Origin of the sequence: Bacteroides eggerthii (genome assembly GCF_025146565.1) — a bacterium.
GTDB classification, from domain to species: domain Bacteria; phylum Bacteroidota; class Bacteroidia; order Bacteroidales; family Bacteroidaceae; genus Bacteroides; species Bacteroides eggerthii.
The window spans coordinates 2,982,327-3,002,838 of record NZ_CP102258.1 but is presented as its reverse complement, the minus strand read 5'-3'; the positions used below and the strand labels follow the sequence as shown (position 1 = coordinate 3,002,838).

Below are 20,512 nucleotides of genomic sequence, written 5' to 3'. Positions count from 1 at the left end.
AGTTGTATTTATGAATAGAAAAGACGAACTTAAACAGCAAATCTTGGCTTTGGCCAAAGAATATTATGCAGAAGTTCATGGACAAGAAAAATCTTTTGAACCCGGTAAGACTTTTGTGAATTATGGAGGGCGTTATTTTGATGAGAATGAACTTGTTAATTTGGTTGACTCTTCCCTTGATTTTTGGTTAACTGCCGGGCCATGGGCACGTAAATTTGAGAAAGGCTTTGCAGAATGGTTGGGAGTAAGGTATTGTTCTTTGACAAATTCCGGTTCTTCAGCAAATCTGTTAGCTTTTTCAGCGCTAACTTCACCCTTATTGGGGGAACGCCAAGTCAAGCGTGGTGATGAAGTGATTACAGTAGCTTGCGGTTTTCCTACCACTGTAACTCCCTGTATTCAGTATGGGGCTGTTCCAGTGTTTGTAGATGTCACTGTTCCTGAATATAATATTGATGTGACACAATTGGAGGCTGCATACTCTGCCAGGACAAAAGCTGTTATGATTGCACATTCATTAGGTAATCCTTTTAATCTGGAGGCTGTAAAGTCCTTTTGTGACAAGTATAATCTTTGGCTGGTAGAGGATAACTGTGACGCTTTAGGTTCAACTTATATAATTAATGGTGAGGAAAAGAAGACAGGTACAATTGGAGATATAGGTACGAGTAGTTTTTATCCTCCCCACCACATGACTATGGGAGAAGGTGGTGCTGTTTATACAAACAATCCCCAATTGCATAAGATTGTGAATTCATTCCGAGATTGGGGACGTGACTGTTGGTGTGTAGGCGGTGTGGACAATACTTGCGGTTGTCGTTTTACCAGACAATTCGGTGAGCTCCCTTTGGGTTACGATCATAAATATGTCTATTCCCATTTCGGTTATAATTTGAAAGTGACTGATATGCAGGCTGCCATCGGTTGTGCGCAATTGGATAAACTGGATGGAATTGTTGAAGCACGCCGCAAGAATTTTTCTTATTTGAAACAAGGACTTGAAGGTACTCAAGGTTTGATACTTCCTGAAGCGCAGAAGAACTCAAATCCAAGCTGGTTCGGCTTTCTGATTTCGGTGAAAGCGGATGCGGGATTCACTCGCAACGAGTTCTCCCAATATCTGGAAAGCAAGAAGATACAGACCCGCAATCTCTTTGCCGGTAATTTGTTGAAGCATCCGGCTTTTGACGAGATGCGTCGTTCGGGTGAGGGATTTCGTGTCGTCGGTAAGTTGGACGGTACAGACTTTATCATGAACAACACACTTTGGATAGGTGTCTATCCGGGTATGACTCATGAGATGCTTGATTATATGATAACCACTATCAAGGAGTTTGTGAAATGAAAGCAGTAATACTTGCTGGTGGGCTCGGTACACGTCTGAGTGAAGCCACCAACCTTATTCCTAAACCTATGGTTGAAATAGGTGGGAAACCTATCCTTTGGCATATAATGAAGACATATAGTCATTATGGAATCAATGAATTTGTAATCTGTTGCGGGTACAAACAGTATGTCATTAAAGAATACTTTGCCAATTATTTCCGGCATAATAGTGATATGACTGTGGATTTGTCTAATAATACCACTACAATTCTTGACAACCATTCGGAGAACTGGAAAGTAACCATGGTGGATACAGGTTTGAATACTCAAACTGGCGGACGCATTAAACGGGTTCAGAAATACATTGGTAACGAACGTTTTTTGCTGACATATGGAGACGGAGTTGCAGATTTGAATATTACTGATACTATTGCCGTACATGAAACATCGGGGGCTATTCTCTCATTGACAGCATATAAACCGGGAGGTAAATTTGGTGCTTTGCAGATAGACCTGAGTACTGACAAGGTACTTTCTTTTCAAGAAAAACCTGATGGCGACCGTAATTGGATTAATGCAGGTTATTTTGTTTGTGAGCCTGAGGTGTTCGATTATATTCCAGAGAATGACGATACGGCTATATTTGAACGTACTCCTTTGGAACGTATAGCCGGCGATGGTAAGATGCATGCTTATCGTCATACGGGATTTTGGAAACCTATGGATACACTTCGTGATAATACGGAGTTGAATGAGATGTGGGATAGAAATCATGCTCCTTGGAAAGTCTGGTGACAAATTGAACAATACTATTTGAAATATTTGTTAGTGTCGGATAAAATACCGTTATTTGTCTAATAATAAATAAAGGCATGTTGCCATGAAAATGAAAGTATCCGAACCAGCAGTAGCATATAATGCTCCTTATCTCCAAAGCTTGAAGAATAGGATAATAGCTTCTCTTGATACCACTACTGATGAAAGGAAGTTGCAGGAATGTTTGGTACTGCTGCATGCAGATGAAATGCCTGGTATCTATTCTGATGAAGAGTTTGCGGAAGAACTTCGGTTGTCGGAATCGGGAGGTAATGCTACAAAGGCAGAAGTGAATGCTTTTTTTGCACAATGGGGACACTGAATATCGTTGTACGTAAAAGAGCTTTGAGTACTATTCAGAAAGTGGCGGAATGGTATATGTGTGAAGTAAATAATACAGCACACAGCATTTTGTTGATGACGTCTATAATGTCTTTCTACATTGTCGCATTCCCCGTTTATTGGACTATTGGATGAGCAATATTCTACATCAAAAACAAGTATTATAGCTTCCTTCTTCATCCAAAATATCGTATAGTATATCGTTTTACGAAAAGTACTCTTTATATAGTGGCCATTCGTGCTACCATGATGAAACAACATTAATCATCCATTTTACTTATTCTATTTTATTCATGATAGACATTTTCAGTGCCTTCTATCATGGAAAGCGTGTACTTGTCACTGGTCATACCGGTTTCAAGGGGAGCTGGCTTTCCATCTGGTTACATGAGCTTGGTGCAGAGGTTATAGGTGTAGCTCAAGAACCTTTCAGTGAACGTGACAACTTTGTCCTTTCCGGCATCGGAAAACGGATTAAAGCTGACATTCGTGCCGATATTTGCGACGGTGAACGGATGAAAGCTATTTTTCGCGAATACCGCCCGGATATTGTGTTTCATTTGGCAGCCCAACCATTGGTGCGCCTTAGTTACGACATACCCGTAGAAACTTACCGAACCAACGTTATGGGTACTATTAACATTCTCGAAGCAATTCGTGTTACGGATAGTGTTAAAGTAAGCGTGATGATAACCACTGATAAGTGTTACGAGAATAAGGAACAGATTTGGGGTTATCGCGAAAACGAACCTATGGGTGGCTACGATCCTTACTCCAGCAGTAAGGGTGCAGCCGAGATAGCGATTGCTTCGTGGCGCAGGAGTTTTTTCAATCCAGAAGAATATGAAAAGCATGGTAAGAGTATAGCCAGTGTTAGAGCCGGTAATGTGATAGGTGGCGGTGATTGGGCGCTGGATCGTATTATTCCAGATTGTATCAGGGCATTGGAAATGGGCAAACCTATTGAAATCCGTAGTCCTCAAGCCATTCGTCCGTGGCAGCACGTGCTCGAACCTCTTAGTGGCTATATGCTTCTTGCGCAAAAGATGTGGGACGAACCTACAAAATATTGTGAGGGTTGGAATTTCGGGCCGAGGGCGGAAAGTATCTCTACGGTTTGGGGTGTGGCGACTAAAGTAGTTAAAAACTATGGCAGTGGTGAACTGATAGATATTTCAGTTCCTAATGCGTTACATGAAGCCAAGCTGCTGATGCTGGATATCAGCAAGGCGAAGTTCCGGTTGGGATGGGAGCCGAGGATGAATATAGAACAATGCATGAAGTTGGTGGTAGACTGGTATAGGAAATATCAGTCCGGAGCAGTATATCAGTTGTGCGTGGGTGAAATAAATCAATATTTGGAAAAATGAAACATTCATGTATTATTACCGGTGCTACCGGTTATATAGGTTCTCATTTGGTGAAATATTTATTAGAACAAGGATGGGAAGTTCGTATTATATCACAGCCGGAATTTGGCTATGCTAATATCGAAGATGTAAAAGATAAAATACATATTTTTGAATATGATCATGATATTAATTCTTTGATAAATTATTTCAGGTCTGTCAATGCGGAGGTTGTTTTTCATCTGGCGGCAGCAGTCATAACAGACTATAAGCCGGAGCAAGTTTCTATTTTGATCCAGAGCAATATTCAGTTTGGAACAGAAATATTGGAAGCGATGAAATACAGTTCTACTCGTTTATTTGTAAGTACCGGTTCATATTGGCAGAATTGTAATTCGGATATTTATAATCCTGTAGATTTGTATGCGGCAACCAAAGAGGCATTTGAGAAAATACTTCAATATTATGTCGATGCCCATTTGTTTCGTGCTATCACTCTACGTTTATTTGACGTATATGGCGAAGATGACCAACGTCCGAAGTTATTGAATTTGTTGAAAGGAATAGCAGGTACAGATAAAAGTATTGATATGTCTCCTGGTAGTCAATACCTTGACATAGTACATATCTCGGATGTTTGTTCCGCTTATCTAAAAGCTTTTGAATATCTTGTTACAAATAACGATATATCCAATGGAATTTATGGAGTGTATACGGGTAACCGATTAACCTTGAAACAGATTGTGGTAGAATTTGAAAAAGTGATGGATAAGAAAATTAAAGTAAACTGGGGTAGCAGACCATATAAGAAAAGAGAAGTAATGAACCCTACTACAGTTTACTCTCAATTACCCAATTGGCATCCTTCTGTAAAACCGCTTAATGGATTAGCTTTATTTAACAATTCGGGGGGGGGTAATTTGTAAGTATTTATGTTCTAACTTAAACTTTGCTGCCTGATGAAGAAAGAAACTCTTTATTTGATAGGCGGCAGCGGTTTTATAGGAAAAAATCTGGTACGTTGTTTATCTCCTTTTTATGGTATTACTGTATTCGACAAATATATAGATACACAATTTTTCAGTAATTATCCTCAGGTACAAACGTGTAGATTGGATCTTGTTATAGACAAAGTTCCGACTAACTATCCTGTACCGGAGTTCATAATTAATCTGGCATCTGTTGTAACAGCAGAAAGAGATTTGTCTCTTTTTGACATCCTGATATCTTCCAATCTGAAGATTTTGTTGAACTTATTCGAACGGTTTAGAGATGATAAAAGGTTGAAAATGTTTATCCAATTTGGAAGTTCCGAAGAGTATGGTTCTGAAAATTCTCCATTTAAGGAAGAAAATCGAGAAAACCCCAATTCTCCTTACGCTTTAGTGAAACAATTGACAACAAATACATCGATAATGCTTCATCGCAATTATGGTTTTCCTGTCATGGTAGTTCGTCCCGGCAATCTTTTTGGTCCGGGACAAAACAAGAGTAAATTTATACCTTACGTAATAGACCAATTGAAAAAAGGTGAACCGTTGAATGTCTCCCCATGTAAACAGAAACGTGATTTTATTTATGCGGATGACTTTGCAAAATCTATTCATGGTCTGCTGGATAATTCAGAAAAGTGCGTGGGAGAAATAGTGAATGTAAGTAGTGGGAGTAGCATTTCACTAAGAGAAATTATAGAATTCTATAAAATCGAACTACATTCGACTTCAAAAATCTGCTATGGGGCTTTGCCTTATCGTGCGAATGAAGCGATGGACTTGAGATGTGATATAGGGAAATTGAATCGTATCATTGGCGTAACTAAATTGAAAGAATGTTTATTGGATAATTTGAAAAAATAGAGAATATGAGATATTTAATAACTGGAGGCTGTGGTTTTGTAGGTAGTAACTTGGCTGCTGAAGTTTTAAAACGCGGAGAGGAATTGTTTATTATCGATAATTTATTCCGTCATGGAAGTAATGAGAATTTAACTTGGTTACGTTCTCAAGGGGAATTCAAGTATTATCCTTATGATACACGTAATATAAATGATGTGGAAACTGTCATAAAGGCGGTAAAACCCAATTATATTTTTCATTTGGCAGGTCAAGTTGCAATGACAACGTCAATAGACAACCCTCGGCTTGATCTTGAGACGAATGCCATTGGTACATTCAATGTGCTTGATTCAGTCCGCAAATATTCACCGGATACGGTAATATTATATTCCTCTACTAACAAGGTATATGGTGATTTTGAATATTTGTCTTTCAGGGAAGACAAGACTCGATATGTCTGTGAAGAATATCCTAACGGTTTTCCAGAGACAATATCGTTAGATTTCCATTCACCCTATGGTTGTTCCAAAGGATGTGCAGACCAGTATCTGTTAGATTTTCATCGTATTTATGGTCTAAAGACAATCGTGTTCCGCCATTCATCCATGTATGGCAGTAATCAGCATGCCACCTATGATCAAGGGTGGATAGGCTGGTTTTGCCAAAAGGCTTTGGAAATAAAAAACGGAACATTAAAAGAACCTTTTACAATTTCCGGTACAGGGAAACAAGTACGTGATGTGCTTCACGGTGAGGATATTGTAAATTTATACTTTTCCGCAAAGGATGTAGAAAAAGCGTACGGACAAGTGTTCAATATTGGTGGAGGAATAAATAACAGTTTATCGTTATTGGAATTGTTTAAGTTGCTTGAGCAAAAATTGGGCATTAAAATGCAATATACTCAATTGCCTTGGCGAGAAAGTGACCAAAAGGTGTTTGTGGCTGATATTAATAAGGCTGCGAATTTTTTTAATTGGAAACCTAAGACTACTAAAGAAGAAGGATTGAATTTGATGATTAATTGGTTAATAAAAAATTGTTGAAATGTCTTTTTTAAACAACGTAGTATATAAATGTGCCTCATTTTCATATAGGAATATTGTTATTTGGGGAGATAAGGCAAAGACACTTTTTAGGGATTATTCTTTTCGAATAGCTTTGAAAAATGGAGAATATGAAGGATATCCAATTGTACCTATAGAACAAGTAGCATCTAAAATCGGTGTTTTTAAACCTGAAACGGAGGAAAGGGTACATACACTTAAAATCTTTGATTTTATACAATCTGGAGAATTTATTGTGAAATATCCGGAAATAGCAGTGTGGAAGATTGATAATGCTACACTATTTTATAGTTCGGATTTTATCCTTACGAATAATCAATTGATTTGGCATAAGTTTTATGCTTACAATTTTACTAAAAATTATCCTTGCGACAAGTTTTTGATACGTAGGGAGAACAATATCTTATATATAAGGAAACCATATAGAATAATAAATGTGGATGTGGCTTTTACTCTAATTGGAGTGCATAGTCATGTTTGGTCACATGCATTATCTGAGTATTTTACTAAACTATCTCAGCTTCAGTTAGTTTTGGATGACGCAAAGTGCAGAGTGGCTATTTTAGTTCCTAATTATAAAGATGATCAGCTTAAAGAAGTAATCTATAAAGAAATAAATAAGTATACAAATGTAGAGATTATTATTGTAAATGAGAATGAGGCTGTTCGTACCCCAATTGCATATTATGTAGAAAGGCCATGTAAATTTACTGATCATGAAGATTACGTTGAGATCGGAGATAGCGTTCAACCCAAGATTGTATCAGATATAATTAAGCAAAATCTGGTAAATCCTTATTTATCTTCACTCTCTGGTTTGGAAACCACTCCCAAATACAAACTATATCTTTCGCGAAAGAATGGTAAATACAGAAATCTAACCAATAATGATGAGGTTGAACAATATTTTAAAGACAGAGGCTATTTTATCTTCGAACCTCATACGGTCTCTTTGGAGGAAAAGATAAGAATATTTAATAATGCGGAGGTGATAGTAGGTCCTTTTAGTAGTGCATTCTCAAATATGATATTTTCTAAATTTGGAACAAAAGTATTGATGTTTACTAATTATAACAGAGCTTTTGAAAGTTGGTTATGTATGCATGAACAATATTTTGGTATGGACATGTTGCTGGTTACCGGTCAAGATACAAATACGGGTAATCTTGCCCATTGTTCCTATTATATCCCTTTAGAGAAAATAGAACGTGCTTGTAAACATCATGGAATTCCAGTATGAGCAAAAAACGAGGGGAATATAGAGGGGTATTCAAGGCAACAGCCATATTGGGTAGCGTGCAGCTATTTAATATACTTATTGCAGTAGTACGTAACAAATGTATTTCAATTTTATTGGGACCCGCAGGTATGGGTATTATGGGACTGCTAACCTCTGCAACCGGTACAATTACAGGATTTACCAATTTGGGAATTACCTTTAGTGCAATAAAGAACATCGCTTCAGCTTATGAGAAAGGGGACTATACTACTTTAGGAAAAGTACTTTATGTATTACAGCGCTGTATTTGGACTACGGGATTATTGGGAGCAATTGTTTGTTTATCATTATGTCGACAGTTGAGCCAATGGACATTTGGTAATACAGACTTTACTATAAGTTTTGCCTTTCTCTCCATTTCGTTGCTCTTGACGCAATTGACTAATGGTAATTTATTGATTTTAAAAGGATGCCGTAATATTAATTATTATGCAAAAGCAAATGTATGGGGTAATTTTTTAAGCCTCTTCATTACAGTACCTCTTTATTTTTGGTTGGGCATTGATGCTATAGTTCCTGCTTTAATACTGTTTTCAATATCTACTTTTCTGTGTGCATATTTCTATCGTAGCAGGCTTAGGCTGGTACAGATAAGAACTGAACGAGGAGAATTTAAAGAAATTTCAAAAGACATATTGATTGCGGGTATCGCTTTTTCCGCTGCCGAATTTTTTCCACTTATAGCGTCTTTTTATATACGTACATTTATATCCAATAATGGGGGATTGACAGATGTCGGTCTTTTTTCTGCAGGATTTGCAATCCTGAATGGTTATGTGGGGATGATATTTACTGCCATGAGTACGGATTATATTCCACGATTATCAGCTGTCTCTGATGATGACCATCAGTTAGAACTTGTTATCAATCAGCAGATAGAGATGTCTATATTACTCCTTTTTCCATTGATAGTTCTCTTTGTTATATTTGGAAAATTGATGATATTGATATTGTATTCTTCTCAATTTTATCCGATGATTGAGATGATTTATTGGGGAGGATTAGGTATGCTTTTTAAAGTTCCCAATTGGTGTTTTGGATGTATTCTTATCCCTAAAAGAGAATCTAAAGCGTACTTTTATTTTTCCATATTGTCTGCTTTATTCTATTTGGGAATGAATATGCTGTTGTATAGCGTGTGGGGTATTAAAGGCTTGGGGATTTCATTTCTATTGTCACATATCTTTGATGCCTCTGTTTCTTATTGGTATATAAATCGCAAATATCAAATCAATTATAAGGTCAGGACTATATTGGAATTGCTTGGGATGGGAGTCGTGATTGTAACTGTCATTATTTTTCATTCTTTTCAGTTGGTGACATGGATTATATATACATTGGACTTTTGTGTATGTATACTTGTGGGACTGTATTCATACAATAGACTTAACTCTTTAATGGATTTGACTTCTTTTATAAAATCGAAATTGAATGGAAGAAAAAAGTAAGATTATAGAGTTACCCAAAATTTTGGATAAGCGTGGTAATTTGTCTTTCATAGAGAGTCTCCGACACATTCCGTTTGAAATTAAACGGGCGCATTGGATTTATGATGTTCCGGGTGGTCAGACTCGTGGCGGTCATGCTTATATAGAGACACAAGAGTTTATTGTGGCCATGTCTGGTAGCTTTGATGTCATTCTCCATGAGCATGGCGGAAATAAGACGGTTTCTTTGAACCGTTCTTATTACGGTCTTTACGTACCGGCTGGTACATGGCGGGAATTATGCAATTTCTCCACAAATTCGCTGGCATTAGTGCTTTCGTCTACTTACTTTGATGTGACCGACTATATCGACAATTATAAAGTGTATCAAGGTCGTGCCTATAGTAAAGTTCTGACAAAAAATGATTTGTCAGGGCAGGTGTTAGCAATGCAATGTTATGATGCCAGGAAGACTTCTGTTTTTGATTGCACGTTACTGGAGTTAGACAAGCATACAAGTGAACTTGGAAATCTTTCGGTAGTGGAAAACCTGCATTCAATCCCTTTTGACATAAAAAGGAGTTATTATCTGTATGATATTCCCGGTGGGCAATCAAGGGGAGCGCATGCTCATAAGGAGCTACAGCAATTCATTGTTTCCGTGGGCGGAAGTTTTGACATAACTTTGGATGATGGTTATAACAGAAGAACTTTCACACTGAACAGACCGTACTATGGTTTATTAATACCTCCTGGTATTTGGCGTGATCTTGTTAATTTTTCGGCAGGAGCTACATGTCTGGTTTTGGCTTCCGAACATTACAATGAAAAAGACTATATCCGTCATTATGAAGATTATCTGAATTTTAAAATAGAAAGAACATGATAAAGTTTTTGGATTTACAAAAAGTGAATGCCCTATATGCAGACGAATTAAAATCCATGGCTTCTCAGGTTATAGAAGAAGGTTGGTTTTTGAATGGAAAATGGAATGATACCTTTGCCGGAAATCTGGAGAAATATATAGGGTGCAAATATGTAATACCTTGTGGGAATGGATTGGACGCGTTACGCCTTATATTCCGGGCCTATAAGGAAATGGGAATTATGAAGGACGGGGATGAAGTGATTGTCCCTGCTAATACATATATTGCTACTGTTTTAGCTATTACAGACAATAATCTGAAACCGGTCTTTATTGATCCGGCTGAAGAAACATATAATATAGACATTGATAAAATAGAAAAAGTAATAACCCCGCATACCAAAGCGATAACTGTGGTACATTTATACGGTCAAGCCTGTTGGTCGGATAAACTGAATGAATTGAAACAGAAATATAATCTGAAAATAATAGAAGACAATGCTCAAGCTATCGGTGCAAAATGGCATGGCATCCACACTGGTAACTTGGGTGACGCGGCTGGATTTAGTTTTTATCCAGGTAAAAATCTGGGTGCGTTGGGTGACAGTGGGGCTATCGCTACAAATGATGAGGAGTTGGCTCATATTGTAAGAGCATTGGCCAATTACGGATCTGTAGTGCGTTATGTTCATGGTTATGCAGGATTGAATAGCCGGATGGATGAGATGCAGGCAGCTTTTCTTTCGGTAAAACTGAAGTATATTGACGAACGTAACAACATTCGTAAAAGAATAGCTAGGCAATATATGGAAAGTATAAGAAATCCTGCCATAAAATTGCCGATTATAGTGAATAAGAATCCGGATAGTCATGTCTTTCATTTGTTTGTTGTACGTACTCAGAATCGTGAACACCTGCAGTCTTATCTGACAGAAAACAATATTCAGTCGCTTATTCATTATCCTATTCCTGTACATAAGCAACAATGCTATAAATCCTATAACCAAATTTCATGTCCGGTAGCGGAGAAAATCCAGAAGGAAATTCTCTCTATTCCTATATCTTCTGTTTTGACAGATGAACAGGTAGAGACAATAATTTGCGTGTTGAACCGATATAATTCTTCCTTATGATAATAGTTTCTTCAGAATTAGTATCCTATCCATTAGTATCTGTTGTTATAGCTACTTATAATCAAGTCCGTTTTATAGAGAAAACGCTTCTTTCTGTTTTGGCACAGAAATGCAATTTTTCATTTGAAGTGATAATAGCAGATGATGGAAGTAATGATGGGGAACGTGAACTTTTACGTGAATTACAAAGGAAATATTCATCGTCTGTCATGCTTGTTTTCAATGATATAAACTTGATGGTGACCTATAATTATATCAATGCCATTAAAATAGCTAGAGGGAAATATATAGCTACATTAGATGGTGATGATTATTGGATTGCTGAGGATAAACTTCAGCGTCAAATAAATATATTGGAAAATAATGAGGATGTATCTATTGTTTATACTGGTTACCGACAGTTTGATGATGAGACTGGAAAGATATTGCATGAAATCAAGTATTGGAATAGTGTGGCTGTAAACAAGAAAGGTAAAGAAAGTGCTCTTTCTTTCGCATTGGATGAGGTATCTTATCCTTTGGGAAGTTCTGCCTGCTTTAGAAGAGAAAACTATCTACAAGGATGTAAAAAATATGAACCTCTGATTTCAACTCCTTATAGTGCTGGTGAGGGTACTATTTTGAATATTTCAATGTGTATGTCTGGTTATTTTCGCTTTATTCCGGAAATAATGGTAGCCTATCGGGTATTGAACAGTTCACTCTGTCATTTTGAAACTCCTGAACAACAATTAGATTTCGCATTTCGATATTTGAGGCATCGGTTATTAGTTGCTGAACTACTACATTTAGACATGATTAAAGTGATCCGCTATAGTCTATGGAAATTGTTTAAATTGGCAGTTTATCTAGGAGAGCTAGACATATATGAACAGAAATTAAAACAACTTGAATACGATAAGCCAGATGCTTTTTCTAAATGGTTATTGTGGTTTTATAACAATAAGTTCATGTTATTGGGTGGACGTTTGTTTGGGGAATCTTTATATCTGTTTAAGTTTATTAAACGCTCTTTTCGTAAATAAAGATCTGTATGATTTCAATTAATAATAAGCAAGACTGTTGTGGTTGTACTGCTTGTGCCGAGCGCTGTCCTCAACGATGTATTTGTATGAGAGAGGATGAAGAAGGGTTTCTGTATCCAATAGTAGATATAGAAAAATGTATTGGCTGTAATATTTGCGAAAAAGTTTGTCCAATTATCAATAGAGGAGAAATAAATTCTACATTCCGTATTTACGCCACAGCCAATCCTGATGAAGAAACTCGAAAACAAAGTTCTTCTGGTGGTATTTTTACTTTAATAGCTGAGTCTGTAATTAACACTGGTGGTGTAGTATTTGGAGCAAAGTTTGATGAAAATTGGGAAGTGTGTCATAGCTTTACAGAAACTAAGGAAGGGTTGGACGATTTTCGGGGTTCTAAGTATGTACAGGGTCGTATGGAAGATAACTATAAAGAGGTAGAACGGTTTTTAAAAGGAGGACGTAAGGTACTTTTTTCTGGTACTCCTTGTCAAATATCTGGATTGAAACACTTTTTGCGAAAAGAATATGAAAACTTACTGACAGTTGATTTTATTTGTCATGGTGTTCCAAGTCCTATGGTGTGGAGAATGTTTTTGGATGAAACAATCGCACGTCAGTGCGAAAAAAATTCAGTTTTGTCTTTCCCTATTTCTAGAAGAAATACCCATATAAAGGGTATCTCGTTCAGAAATAAGAGATTAGGTTGGAAAAAATTCAGTTTTGCTCTTTCCCTCTCCACGACTGGTAGGAGTGGAGACAAAAATACAGTTTTGCTCTCTGAACCATTAACCAAAAATATATTTTTACGAGGTTTTATGAGCAATCTTTATTTACGTCCGTCTTGCTATGCCTGTAAGGTAAGAGAATTCAGGAGTTCTTCAGATCTCACCCTTGCAGATTGCTGGGGATTACAATCCATATATCCGAAACTGGATGATGATAGGGGATATAGCTTATGTATACTAAAAAATAATCGATTTGATGTCTGTTTGTCTTCATTAGACTTGCATTCTGTAAGTATGGATTTTATAAAGGTTAATAACCAGAGTTGCTTTGTTTCCCCTATCATACCTTCCAAACGTTCTGATTTTTTTTCAGATATATATAATGGAAGTAGTGTGGTACAGACAATCAGCAGATATGCAACTTTTCCTGATAAAAGTATCAAAGCTAAAATAATACATCTATTACAATGGATGGGAGTGTATCTGTTACTCAGAAAAATGATAAAAAGATGATTAGTGTCCGAAAATGCCGTATCGCATAATTCAACAGGAAGATTACTGATAAACTTTAAAAATCAACTCTTTTTTGAACTTATTTAATGGATAAGCGCCCTCTGGAGGCTTGCCTAATGTGATGTGTCAAAATTGGACTCATTTTCTGATATTGACGAACTGCTTGCGATACAAGAGTTGTGAATTTATTAAAAACGAATAGGGAAATGAAAATAGGTGTTTTAACGTTTTGTTCAACAGAAGATAATTATGGACAGGTTCTCCAATGCTATGCTTTACAATTTTATTTAAATAGCATGGGACATGAAACTTATTTAATAAAATATGACGCTTCAAGAAATGGAAAAGATTTATTGTGGCTTTTGTCATTGCCTCATAAGATTCTTAGAAAGGTATTATCTATAGTTCTTAACAAGAAGGACGATAAAATTTGGCAAGAATTTAAGGAATTTGAAAAACTTGCCAGTGAAGAGAATAGAAAACATCCTAGATGTTTTTCTAAATTTAAAGAACAATATATAAAGGCTTTACCATTAATTTATAATAAGAAAGAATTATATCATACTCCTCCTGCTTTTGATATTTATATTGTTGGGAGTGACCAAGTATGGGGAGGAATAGATCCTGTCTATTTCTTAGATTGGGTATCTAAAGGGAAAAAATGTATAGCTTATGCACCGTCGTTTGGTGGATTTCAGTTGTCTAAAACTAATTCTAAAATATTGAAATTTTATCTTTCTAAATTTGATGTTGTTACTGTTCGAGAAAAATCTGGAGTCGATATTTGTAAGCTATTGGGAAGAGAGGATGTACAATTGGTTCTTGATCCTACTTTTCTACTTTCCAAGGACGATTATAGACTGCTGTATAAGTCTACACAGACAAAACCAGTTAATGATTATATTTTTTTATATCTATTAGGAAATAAAATAGATTTTGATGTTAAGGATGTCTTTGAATGGGCCGCGAGATATAATTTGGAAGTAAAATATGTTTCAAGTCAAGGAAGAGTAGATAGCTTTAAAAAAGAATATCCTACAATAGAAGACTGGATTCAGTTAATAGAGAATGCTAAATATGTTATAACCAATTCTTTTCATGGCATGGCATTTAGTATTATAATGAATGCCCCTTTTATTGTTATTCCTTTAGCAGGTTCGTTTGTGCGCATGAATGGAAGAATTTATGATATTCTGTCTATGTTGAAACTAAAATCTCGCATTTATAAAGATAACTTGGATATTCTATTGTCGGAAATTGATTTTTCCCCTGTAAACGCACTATTGAGTGATAAACGTGAGGAAATAGCTTTAAATTTTAAAGATTGGCTCAAAAATTAATTGCATAAATGTAATTGTATGATACCTAAAATAATTCATTATTGTTGGTTCGGAAGAAAACCACTTCCGCCACTGGCTGTAAAGTGTATTGAGTCATGGAAGAAGTATCTGCCCGACTACACAATAAAAGAGTGGAATGAAGATAATTTTGATATAAATATTGTTCCTTATACTCGTGAAGCCTACGAGGTAGGGAAATATGCCTTTGTGAGCGACTATGCCCGCTTTTATATCTTGTATCATCATGGAGGGCTGTACTTCGACACGGATGTGGAGGTGATACGACCGATGGATGACCTTGTGGGACGTGGAGCGTTTATGGGGTGTGAAAATGAAGCGAAGCCCGGAGCGACTGCATTAGCTGTCGCTCCGGGGCTTGGCCTGGGATGTAATCCGGGGCTTGGCCTGTATGCGGAAATCCTGGAGTTGTATAGTGGATTGCACTTTAAGTGTGTTGATGGGGGATTGAATCTGAAAACAGTAGTTGAATATACGACCGATTTACTTGTTAATAAAGGACTCCGGAACATATCCACAGAGCAATATATTGGTGGAATCTGGATATATCCCAAAGAATTCTTCTCGCCTAAATCATATCATACCGGCGAAATCAATATCACTTCAAATACATATTGTATTCATCATTTTGCAGGTACATGGTTACCTAAATCTGTTAAATTTAAATTGAAAATTAGAAAAATATTGGGAGAGAAATTCTATGCCTTCTCGAAACGTTTAAAGGACGTTTATAAATCTGTTATTAATTACAATGTTAAGCCTTAATAAGTATAAATTGGCTTATCGGTTACTGATAGGTTATATTTATGTTATGTTATTTGCCGGTGTTGTGTTTAAATACATAGGAATTTCAAATGAATTAGGTTTTATATTATTAGCGACTTTTGATGTATTACCTCTGATAATGTGGTTCTTGTCTAATCCATCTTTTAGGATTAATACGAAAGAGATGTTTGTGGATACATTGCAATTTTGGATTTTGTGTATATGTATACTTGCGTTATTGCTGTTAAGTAATGCTAGGCATAACGGTAGCATAGGAGGGTGTTTGGCTCATTATGGAGCTTTAGTTCGTTATATTCCCTTGGCCTGTAGCATTGTTTCTATAAATAAGAATATTAATATAAATGATGCTATTATTAAGCATTTAAAAATTGTAACAATTATATTACTTCTTGTTGGATATATATGTATTGCACTAGGTGAGAAAGCAGAGATACTTTTACCTATATTGCCAGAAACTGCTACAGGATTGAGAGAAACACAAAATGGGAATTATGCCGGTGTTTTTGCTAATACAGTTGACTTTGCATTTGTTTTACTCATATTGTATACAATATTTGTCTACAAGGCTAAATCCCGAATATTATTATTGACAATATTGTTTTTTTTTCCGGTTTTTAAAACAGGTTCGGCTACTGCAACTGTTGCGTTTGTGATTATAGCCCTTTTTAAACTAACTCAAAAAAAATATATTATTAGATGGATTTTTATATTTATTGTTGTGTTAATATTGGGATTCTTGATAATTCAATATTGGTATTTTGTTGATGAAATCATTGAGAATACGAAATTGAGTCGGTTAGGAATGTTAACTTTGACTGGTCCGGATTTTATTTCAGAATTTAGTATTGATACTTTTTGGGGAGTGGGCTGCGATGGTTATGTCGTCCTTGATAAAGTAAATAGTTATCAAGATACAGTTTTAATGTTGGCTGCTTCGGAGGATGGTGACATTAGTGCTCTCGGTGATGTTTACTGGATTGCTTTATTGGTGTATCATGGTATTGTTGGTTTGATGCTTATAATTTACTTATACTATAATTTATTCAAGACTACAGCAAATAAAAGATATTCTGATTCAAAGTTTGACTATAGCTGTATTGTAAAGTGGTTATTTTTTTTAATTATATTTATTTCATTTGCTAATCAAATTGTAGTGGTCAAAACCTTTGCAGTTTTCTTTTGGATTTTTCTTGCTATTGTACACAATAAATTAGTTACTACTCAAACTAATGAAAATACTACAAATCAACAATTACAATTATCTTAAAGGTGGTTCTGAGAAAGTCTATCAAGTAACAATAGAATTACTTAAGGCGAATGGTCATCAAGTAAGGTACTTCAGTACTGCAGATCCGAAAAATGAAGAATTATGTGAGGGATATGCTGTAGGTATCCAAAGTTGGAGGAATGCAAAAGGCTTGATTGGAAAACTGAAAGGCGTTTGTGATTTTATTTACAACCTCCAAGTCGCCAGGCAATTAGATTCTTATTTAAACGATTTTCATCCAGATGTGGCCCATTTGCACATTTTCTATGGTAATTTGAGTAATGCAATCATTGATGTATTGCACAAGCATCAGATTCCTATGATACAAAGTGTACATGAATTCAGATTATTGTGTCCTGCCTACACTTGTCTCGATATGCACCTTAGGGTTTGTGAAAGATGTGCTATGAGTACTTTCAAATTATCATGTATTTCAAAACGATGCATTAAGGGAAGTTTCACAATGAGTGTAATAGCCTCAATTGAGTGCTTTGTAAGAGATCGTTTTTATAACTACCAGAAGAATATTTCTGCTTTCGTTATGGTTAGTCGGTTTATTGAGAAGAAACATATAGAATATTTCCCACAGATTGCTTCGAAGTGCTACCAAATATACAATTCGATAGATGTGGAATATTATGAGAAATTCGTAATTCCTGTATGTTGTAAGGAAAGATGTTATTTGTATTTAGGTCGACTCTCCAATGAAAAAGGTATTAAAACTTTGATTGATGTCTTTCGGAAAAAGTCGCACTTATGTTTGAAAATAGTGGGGACAGGAATTGCTGAAGATGAACTGAAGGAATATGTACAAAAGCTTGGTCTTTCAAATATTGAGTTTCTAGGATTCGTCTCAGGAGAAAAACTTCTTAATATTGTTTCTGCTGCACGATTCACAATGGTTCCTTCGGAATGGTATGAAAATAATCCTTTGTCTATAATAGAATCTTTAGCTTTGGGAACTCCTGTTATTGGAAGTGATATTGGCGGGATTCCGGAATTAATAGTTGAAGGTAAAAATGGATTCTTACATAATCCTAAGGATGAGCTGTCCTTGAAAGAAGCTTTAAAGCGGGCAGAAGATTTGAGCACTGAAGAGTATGAATCATTATGTAAGTTCTCCATTAAAATGGCAAGAGAAAGGTTTGATAATAAGGTGTATTATCAAAAATTGATGGAACTATATAAATATGTAATGCTTAGGAATAAATGAAATTAATATTTTCAGACAATAATTTATGGTCTTTATTGCATTTTAGAGGAAAAATTATTAAAGGTCTGAAAAATGCAGGGCATGAAATTATTATTGTCGCTCCTTATGAAGATATTGATGAAGATACTTTATTGTATGGAGTAGAATACGTATACCCTAAATTGGATAGAACCAATCAGGGGTTGATAAATGAAGCGATATATATAAAAGATTTATATCGAATTTATAAAAAGTATAAGCCGGAGTTCATCTTTCATTATACCACTAAGCCTGTGTTATATGGAAGTATAATAGCGAGATTGCTCTCAATTCCTTCTGTAGGTATGTTGGCAGGAACTGGAGAATTATTTGGGAGTAAGAAAAAATTTAAGTATTGTGTTGCATTACTTTTGATGCGTCTGTCACTTTCTTTTGCAAAGAAGATTTTATTACTAAATAGCGAGGATGAACAAACATTGATTTCTGAAAGATTTGTTAATCCGTCGCAGGTGATTGTTTTGGATGGCGGTGAAGGTGTTGATACGGAATATTATTGTCCTGATACAGAGTATAAGCCAAATCATCATAGGAAGTTTATAATGGTTGCCAGAGTATTATACGATAAAGGATATTATGAATATGTGGAAGTTGCAAAGAGAATTAAGCAGCATTATCCAGAAAGTGAATTTCTGTTACTTGGTTATCTTGATACTAATCATCCTCATAAAGTGCCTAGAAGTGTCGTTTTAAAAGATCAAAAGTGTGGATACATAAAATACTTAGGAACAGTGACTGATATTCCATCTATTTTAGGAAAATGTGATTGTTTTGTTCTTCCTTCTTTTTATAATGAAGGGATGAATAGATCTTTAATGGAGGCTATATCGATGGGGAAAGTTATAGTAACTACCAATAACAAAGGTTGTAGAGACATGGTGATAAATAATGAAAACGGGTATTTAGTAAAGCCTAAAGATGTGGAGAGCCTGTATGATGCAATCTTTTCTATTTGTAATTTGTCCGATGAAAAAATGTTGGAGATGGGGCGTAAAAGTAGAGAGTTGGCTGTTAGACGATTCTCGATTGATAAAGTAATGTTAAAATACCTACAGCTAATTAATGATTAAAGTTTCAATTATAGGCACGGTCGGAGTACCTGCCAATTATGGTGGTTTTGAGTCTTTAGTAGAAAATATTATTGGTGATAATTCTTCAAAAAACATTCATTATATTATTTATTGCAGTAGTAAGAATTACTCTCAAAAGCTTCTTTCTTATAAGAATGCAAAATTGAAGTATATTCCGTTGAATGCCAATGGAAGCCAGAGTATCTTATATGATATTATCTCTTTGCTGAAGGCCACAAGAAGTAGTGATGTTATCCTTGTTCTGGGAGTGTCCGGCTGTTGTTTCCTTCCTGTATATCGCTTGTTCTCCAGAAAACGCTTAGTTATCAATATTGACGGTTTGGAACATAAGCGCGACAAATGGGGAAAATGGACAAGACGTTTTTTGAAGTTTTCGGAGAAGATGGCCTTAAGGTATGGTGATGTGATAGTGGCAGATAATAAAGGCATTCAAGATTATGTAGCGGAAGAGTATGGCAAGAAAACGGCATTGATAGCTTATGGAGGTAATCATGTGTTGTGTGATATTTCGGATATTGAAAATGAAGTATTAGAAAAATATGAACTGAAAAGAGAAGAATACTCTTTTTCACTTTGTAGAATAGAACCGGAAAATAATGTACATATAACATTAGACGCTTTCAAAGTATCCGGTAAAAGACTGGTTTTTGTCGGAAATTGGGAAAGAAGTTTATATGGGAAAGAATTATTGGAAACCTATGCTGACTGCGAGAATATTCATCTATTATCTCCTATATATGACTTGAAAATATTGAATGTATTGAGAAGTCATTGCTCTTTTTATATACATGGGCATAGTGCAGGGGGGACTAATCCTTCGTTGGTAGAAGCTATGTTCTTCCAAAAACCGATATTGGCTTTTGACGTCATATATAATAGGGAAACGACAGAGCAAAAAGCTAATTATTTTTCTTCAGTTGATGATTTAGTAAAGTTATTAGAATTGCCATATTCAACTTTTCAATCAAATGCAAATAATATGATAGAGATTGCTCAAAGACGTTATCGGTGGGAAGTTATTGCACAACAATATGAGATATTATATAATGAATAAAA

Annotated in this window: 19 protein-coding genes and 1 pseudogene; all 20 read left to right on the top strand. The window is 35.7% G+C overall.

Annotated features, from left to right (window positions below; genetic code table 11):
• Positions 1 to 10 precede the first annotated feature (10 nt).
• The 20 genes and pseudogenes from rfbH to NQ546_RS12375 all read left to right on the top strand — a co-directional run bounded on the left by rfbH (position 11) and on the right by NQ546_RS12375 (position 20,510).
• Entirely contained in the window at positions 11 to 1,345 is a 1,335-nt protein-coding gene (gene rfbH, locus NQ546_RS12470; protein ID WP_004290784.1) for a lipopolysaccharide biosynthesis protein RfbH, read from the top strand.
• On the top strand, positions 1,342 to 2,121 hold the full coding sequence (gene rfbF, locus NQ546_RS12465; protein WP_004290785.1) for a glucose-1-phosphate cytidylyltransferase: 780 nt from the start codon (positions 1,342 to 1,344) through the stop codon (positions 2,119 to 2,121). The genes rfbH and rfbF overlap by 4 nt, the downstream gene beginning before the upstream one ends.
• 85 nt (positions 2,122 to 2,206) lie before the next feature.
• Positions 2,207 to 2,464, top strand: a complete 258-nt coding sequence (locus NQ546_RS12460; RefSeq protein WP_004290786.1) for a hypothetical protein — start codon at positions 2,207 to 2,209, stop codon at positions 2,462 to 2,464.
• 313 nt (positions 2,465 to 2,777) lie between these two features.
• On the top strand, positions 2,778 to 3,854 hold the full coding sequence (gene rfbG, locus NQ546_RS12455; protein ID WP_004290788.1) for a CDP-glucose 4,6-dehydratase: 1,077 nt from the start codon (positions 2,778 to 2,780) through the stop codon (positions 3,852 to 3,854).
• Complete coding sequence (locus NQ546_RS12450) at positions 3,851 to 4,759, top strand: NAD-dependent epimerase/dehydratase family protein (protein ID WP_115615916.1); 909 nt, start codon at positions 3,851 to 3,853, stop codon at positions 4,757 to 4,759. The genes rfbG and NQ546_RS12450 overlap by 4 nt, the downstream gene beginning before the upstream one ends.
• Before the next feature lie 33 nt (positions 4,760 to 4,792).
• Positions 4,793 to 5,689, top strand: coding sequence for an NAD-dependent epimerase/dehydratase family protein (locus NQ546_RS12445; RefSeq protein ID WP_004290790.1), 897 nt, complete (start codon positions 4,793 to 4,795; stop codon positions 5,687 to 5,689).
• 5 nt (positions 5,690 to 5,694) lie between these two features.
• A complete protein-coding gene (locus NQ546_RS12440; protein WP_004290791.1) occupies positions 5,695 to 6,714 on the top strand; it encodes a GDP-mannose 4,6-dehydratase in 1,020 nt (339 codons plus the stop codon).
• Position 6,715: 1 nt separating this feature from the next.
• Positions 6,716 to 7,975, top strand: coding sequence for a glycosyltransferase family 61 protein (locus NQ546_RS12435; protein ID WP_004290792.1), 1,260 nt, complete (start codon positions 6,716 to 6,718; stop codon positions 7,973 to 7,975).
• Positions 7,972 to 9,462: an oligosaccharide flippase family protein gene (locus NQ546_RS12430; protein ID WP_004290793.1), complete on the top strand. Its 1,491-nt coding sequence runs from the start codon at positions 7,972 to 7,974 to the stop codon at positions 9,460 to 9,462. Before NQ546_RS12435 ends, NQ546_RS12430 begins: the two co-directional genes overlap by 4 nt.
• Positions 9,446 to 9,772, top strand: a pseudogene (locus tag NQ546_RS12425) (sugar 3,4-ketoisomerase); the annotation flags it as partial. The gene NQ546_RS12430 and the pseudogene NQ546_RS12425, both read left to right, overlap by 17 nt.
• Before the next feature lie 117 nt (positions 9,773 to 9,889).
• Entirely contained in the window at positions 9,890 to 10,327 is a 438-nt protein-coding gene (locus tag NQ546_RS12420; RefSeq protein WP_039953355.1) for a sugar 3,4-ketoisomerase, read from the top strand.
• On the top strand, positions 10,324 to 11,439 hold the full coding sequence (locus tag NQ546_RS12415; RefSeq protein ID WP_004290795.1) for a DegT/DnrJ/EryC1/StrS family aminotransferase: 1,116 nt from the start codon (positions 10,324 to 10,326) through the stop codon (positions 11,437 to 11,439). Before NQ546_RS12420 ends, NQ546_RS12415 begins: the two co-directional genes overlap by 4 nt.
• Positions 11,436 to 12,464 (top strand): glycosyltransferase, encoded by a 1,029-nt coding sequence (locus tag NQ546_RS12410; RefSeq protein ID WP_004290796.1) that lies wholly within the window; start codon positions 11,436 to 11,438, stop codon positions 12,462 to 12,464. Before NQ546_RS12415 ends, NQ546_RS12410 begins: the two co-directional genes overlap by 4 nt.
• Positions 12,465 to 12,472: 8 nt before the next feature.
• Entirely contained in the window at positions 12,473 to 13,705 is a 1,233-nt protein-coding gene (locus NQ546_RS12405) for a Coenzyme F420 hydrogenase/dehydrogenase, beta subunit C-terminal domain (protein ID WP_039953273.1), read from the top strand.
• Positions 13,706 to 13,911: 206 nt separating this feature from the next.
• A complete protein-coding gene (locus tag NQ546_RS12400; RefSeq protein ID WP_004290798.1) occupies positions 13,912 to 15,045 on the top strand; it encodes a polysaccharide pyruvyl transferase family protein in 1,134 nt (377 codons plus the stop codon).
• 18 nt (positions 15,046 to 15,063) lie between these two features.
• Entirely contained in the window at positions 15,064 to 15,828 is a 765-nt protein-coding gene (locus NQ546_RS12395) for a glycosyltransferase family 32 protein (RefSeq protein ID WP_004290799.1), read from the top strand.
• 46 nt (positions 15,829 to 15,874) lie between these two features.
• Entirely contained in the window at positions 15,875 to 17,116 is a 1,242-nt protein-coding gene (locus NQ546_RS12390; RefSeq protein WP_217720539.1) for a hypothetical protein, read from the top strand.
• Positions 17,079 to 18,329, top strand: coding sequence for a glycosyltransferase family 4 protein (locus tag NQ546_RS12385; protein ID WP_004290802.1), 1,251 nt, complete (start codon positions 17,079 to 17,081; stop codon positions 18,327 to 18,329). The genes NQ546_RS12390 and NQ546_RS12385 overlap by 38 nt, the downstream gene beginning before the upstream one ends.
• Positions 18,326 to 19,435, top strand: coding sequence for a glycosyltransferase family 4 protein (locus NQ546_RS12380; RefSeq protein WP_004290803.1), 1,110 nt, complete (start codon positions 18,326 to 18,328; stop codon positions 19,433 to 19,435). The genes NQ546_RS12385 and NQ546_RS12380 overlap by 4 nt, the downstream gene beginning before the upstream one ends.
• Positions 19,428 to 20,510 (top strand): DUF1972 domain-containing protein, encoded by a 1,083-nt coding sequence (locus NQ546_RS12375; RefSeq protein WP_004290804.1) that lies wholly within the window; start codon positions 19,428 to 19,430, stop codon positions 20,508 to 20,510. The genes NQ546_RS12380 and NQ546_RS12375 overlap by 8 nt, the downstream gene beginning before the upstream one ends.
• Positions 20,511 to 20,512 lie beyond the last annotated feature (2 nt).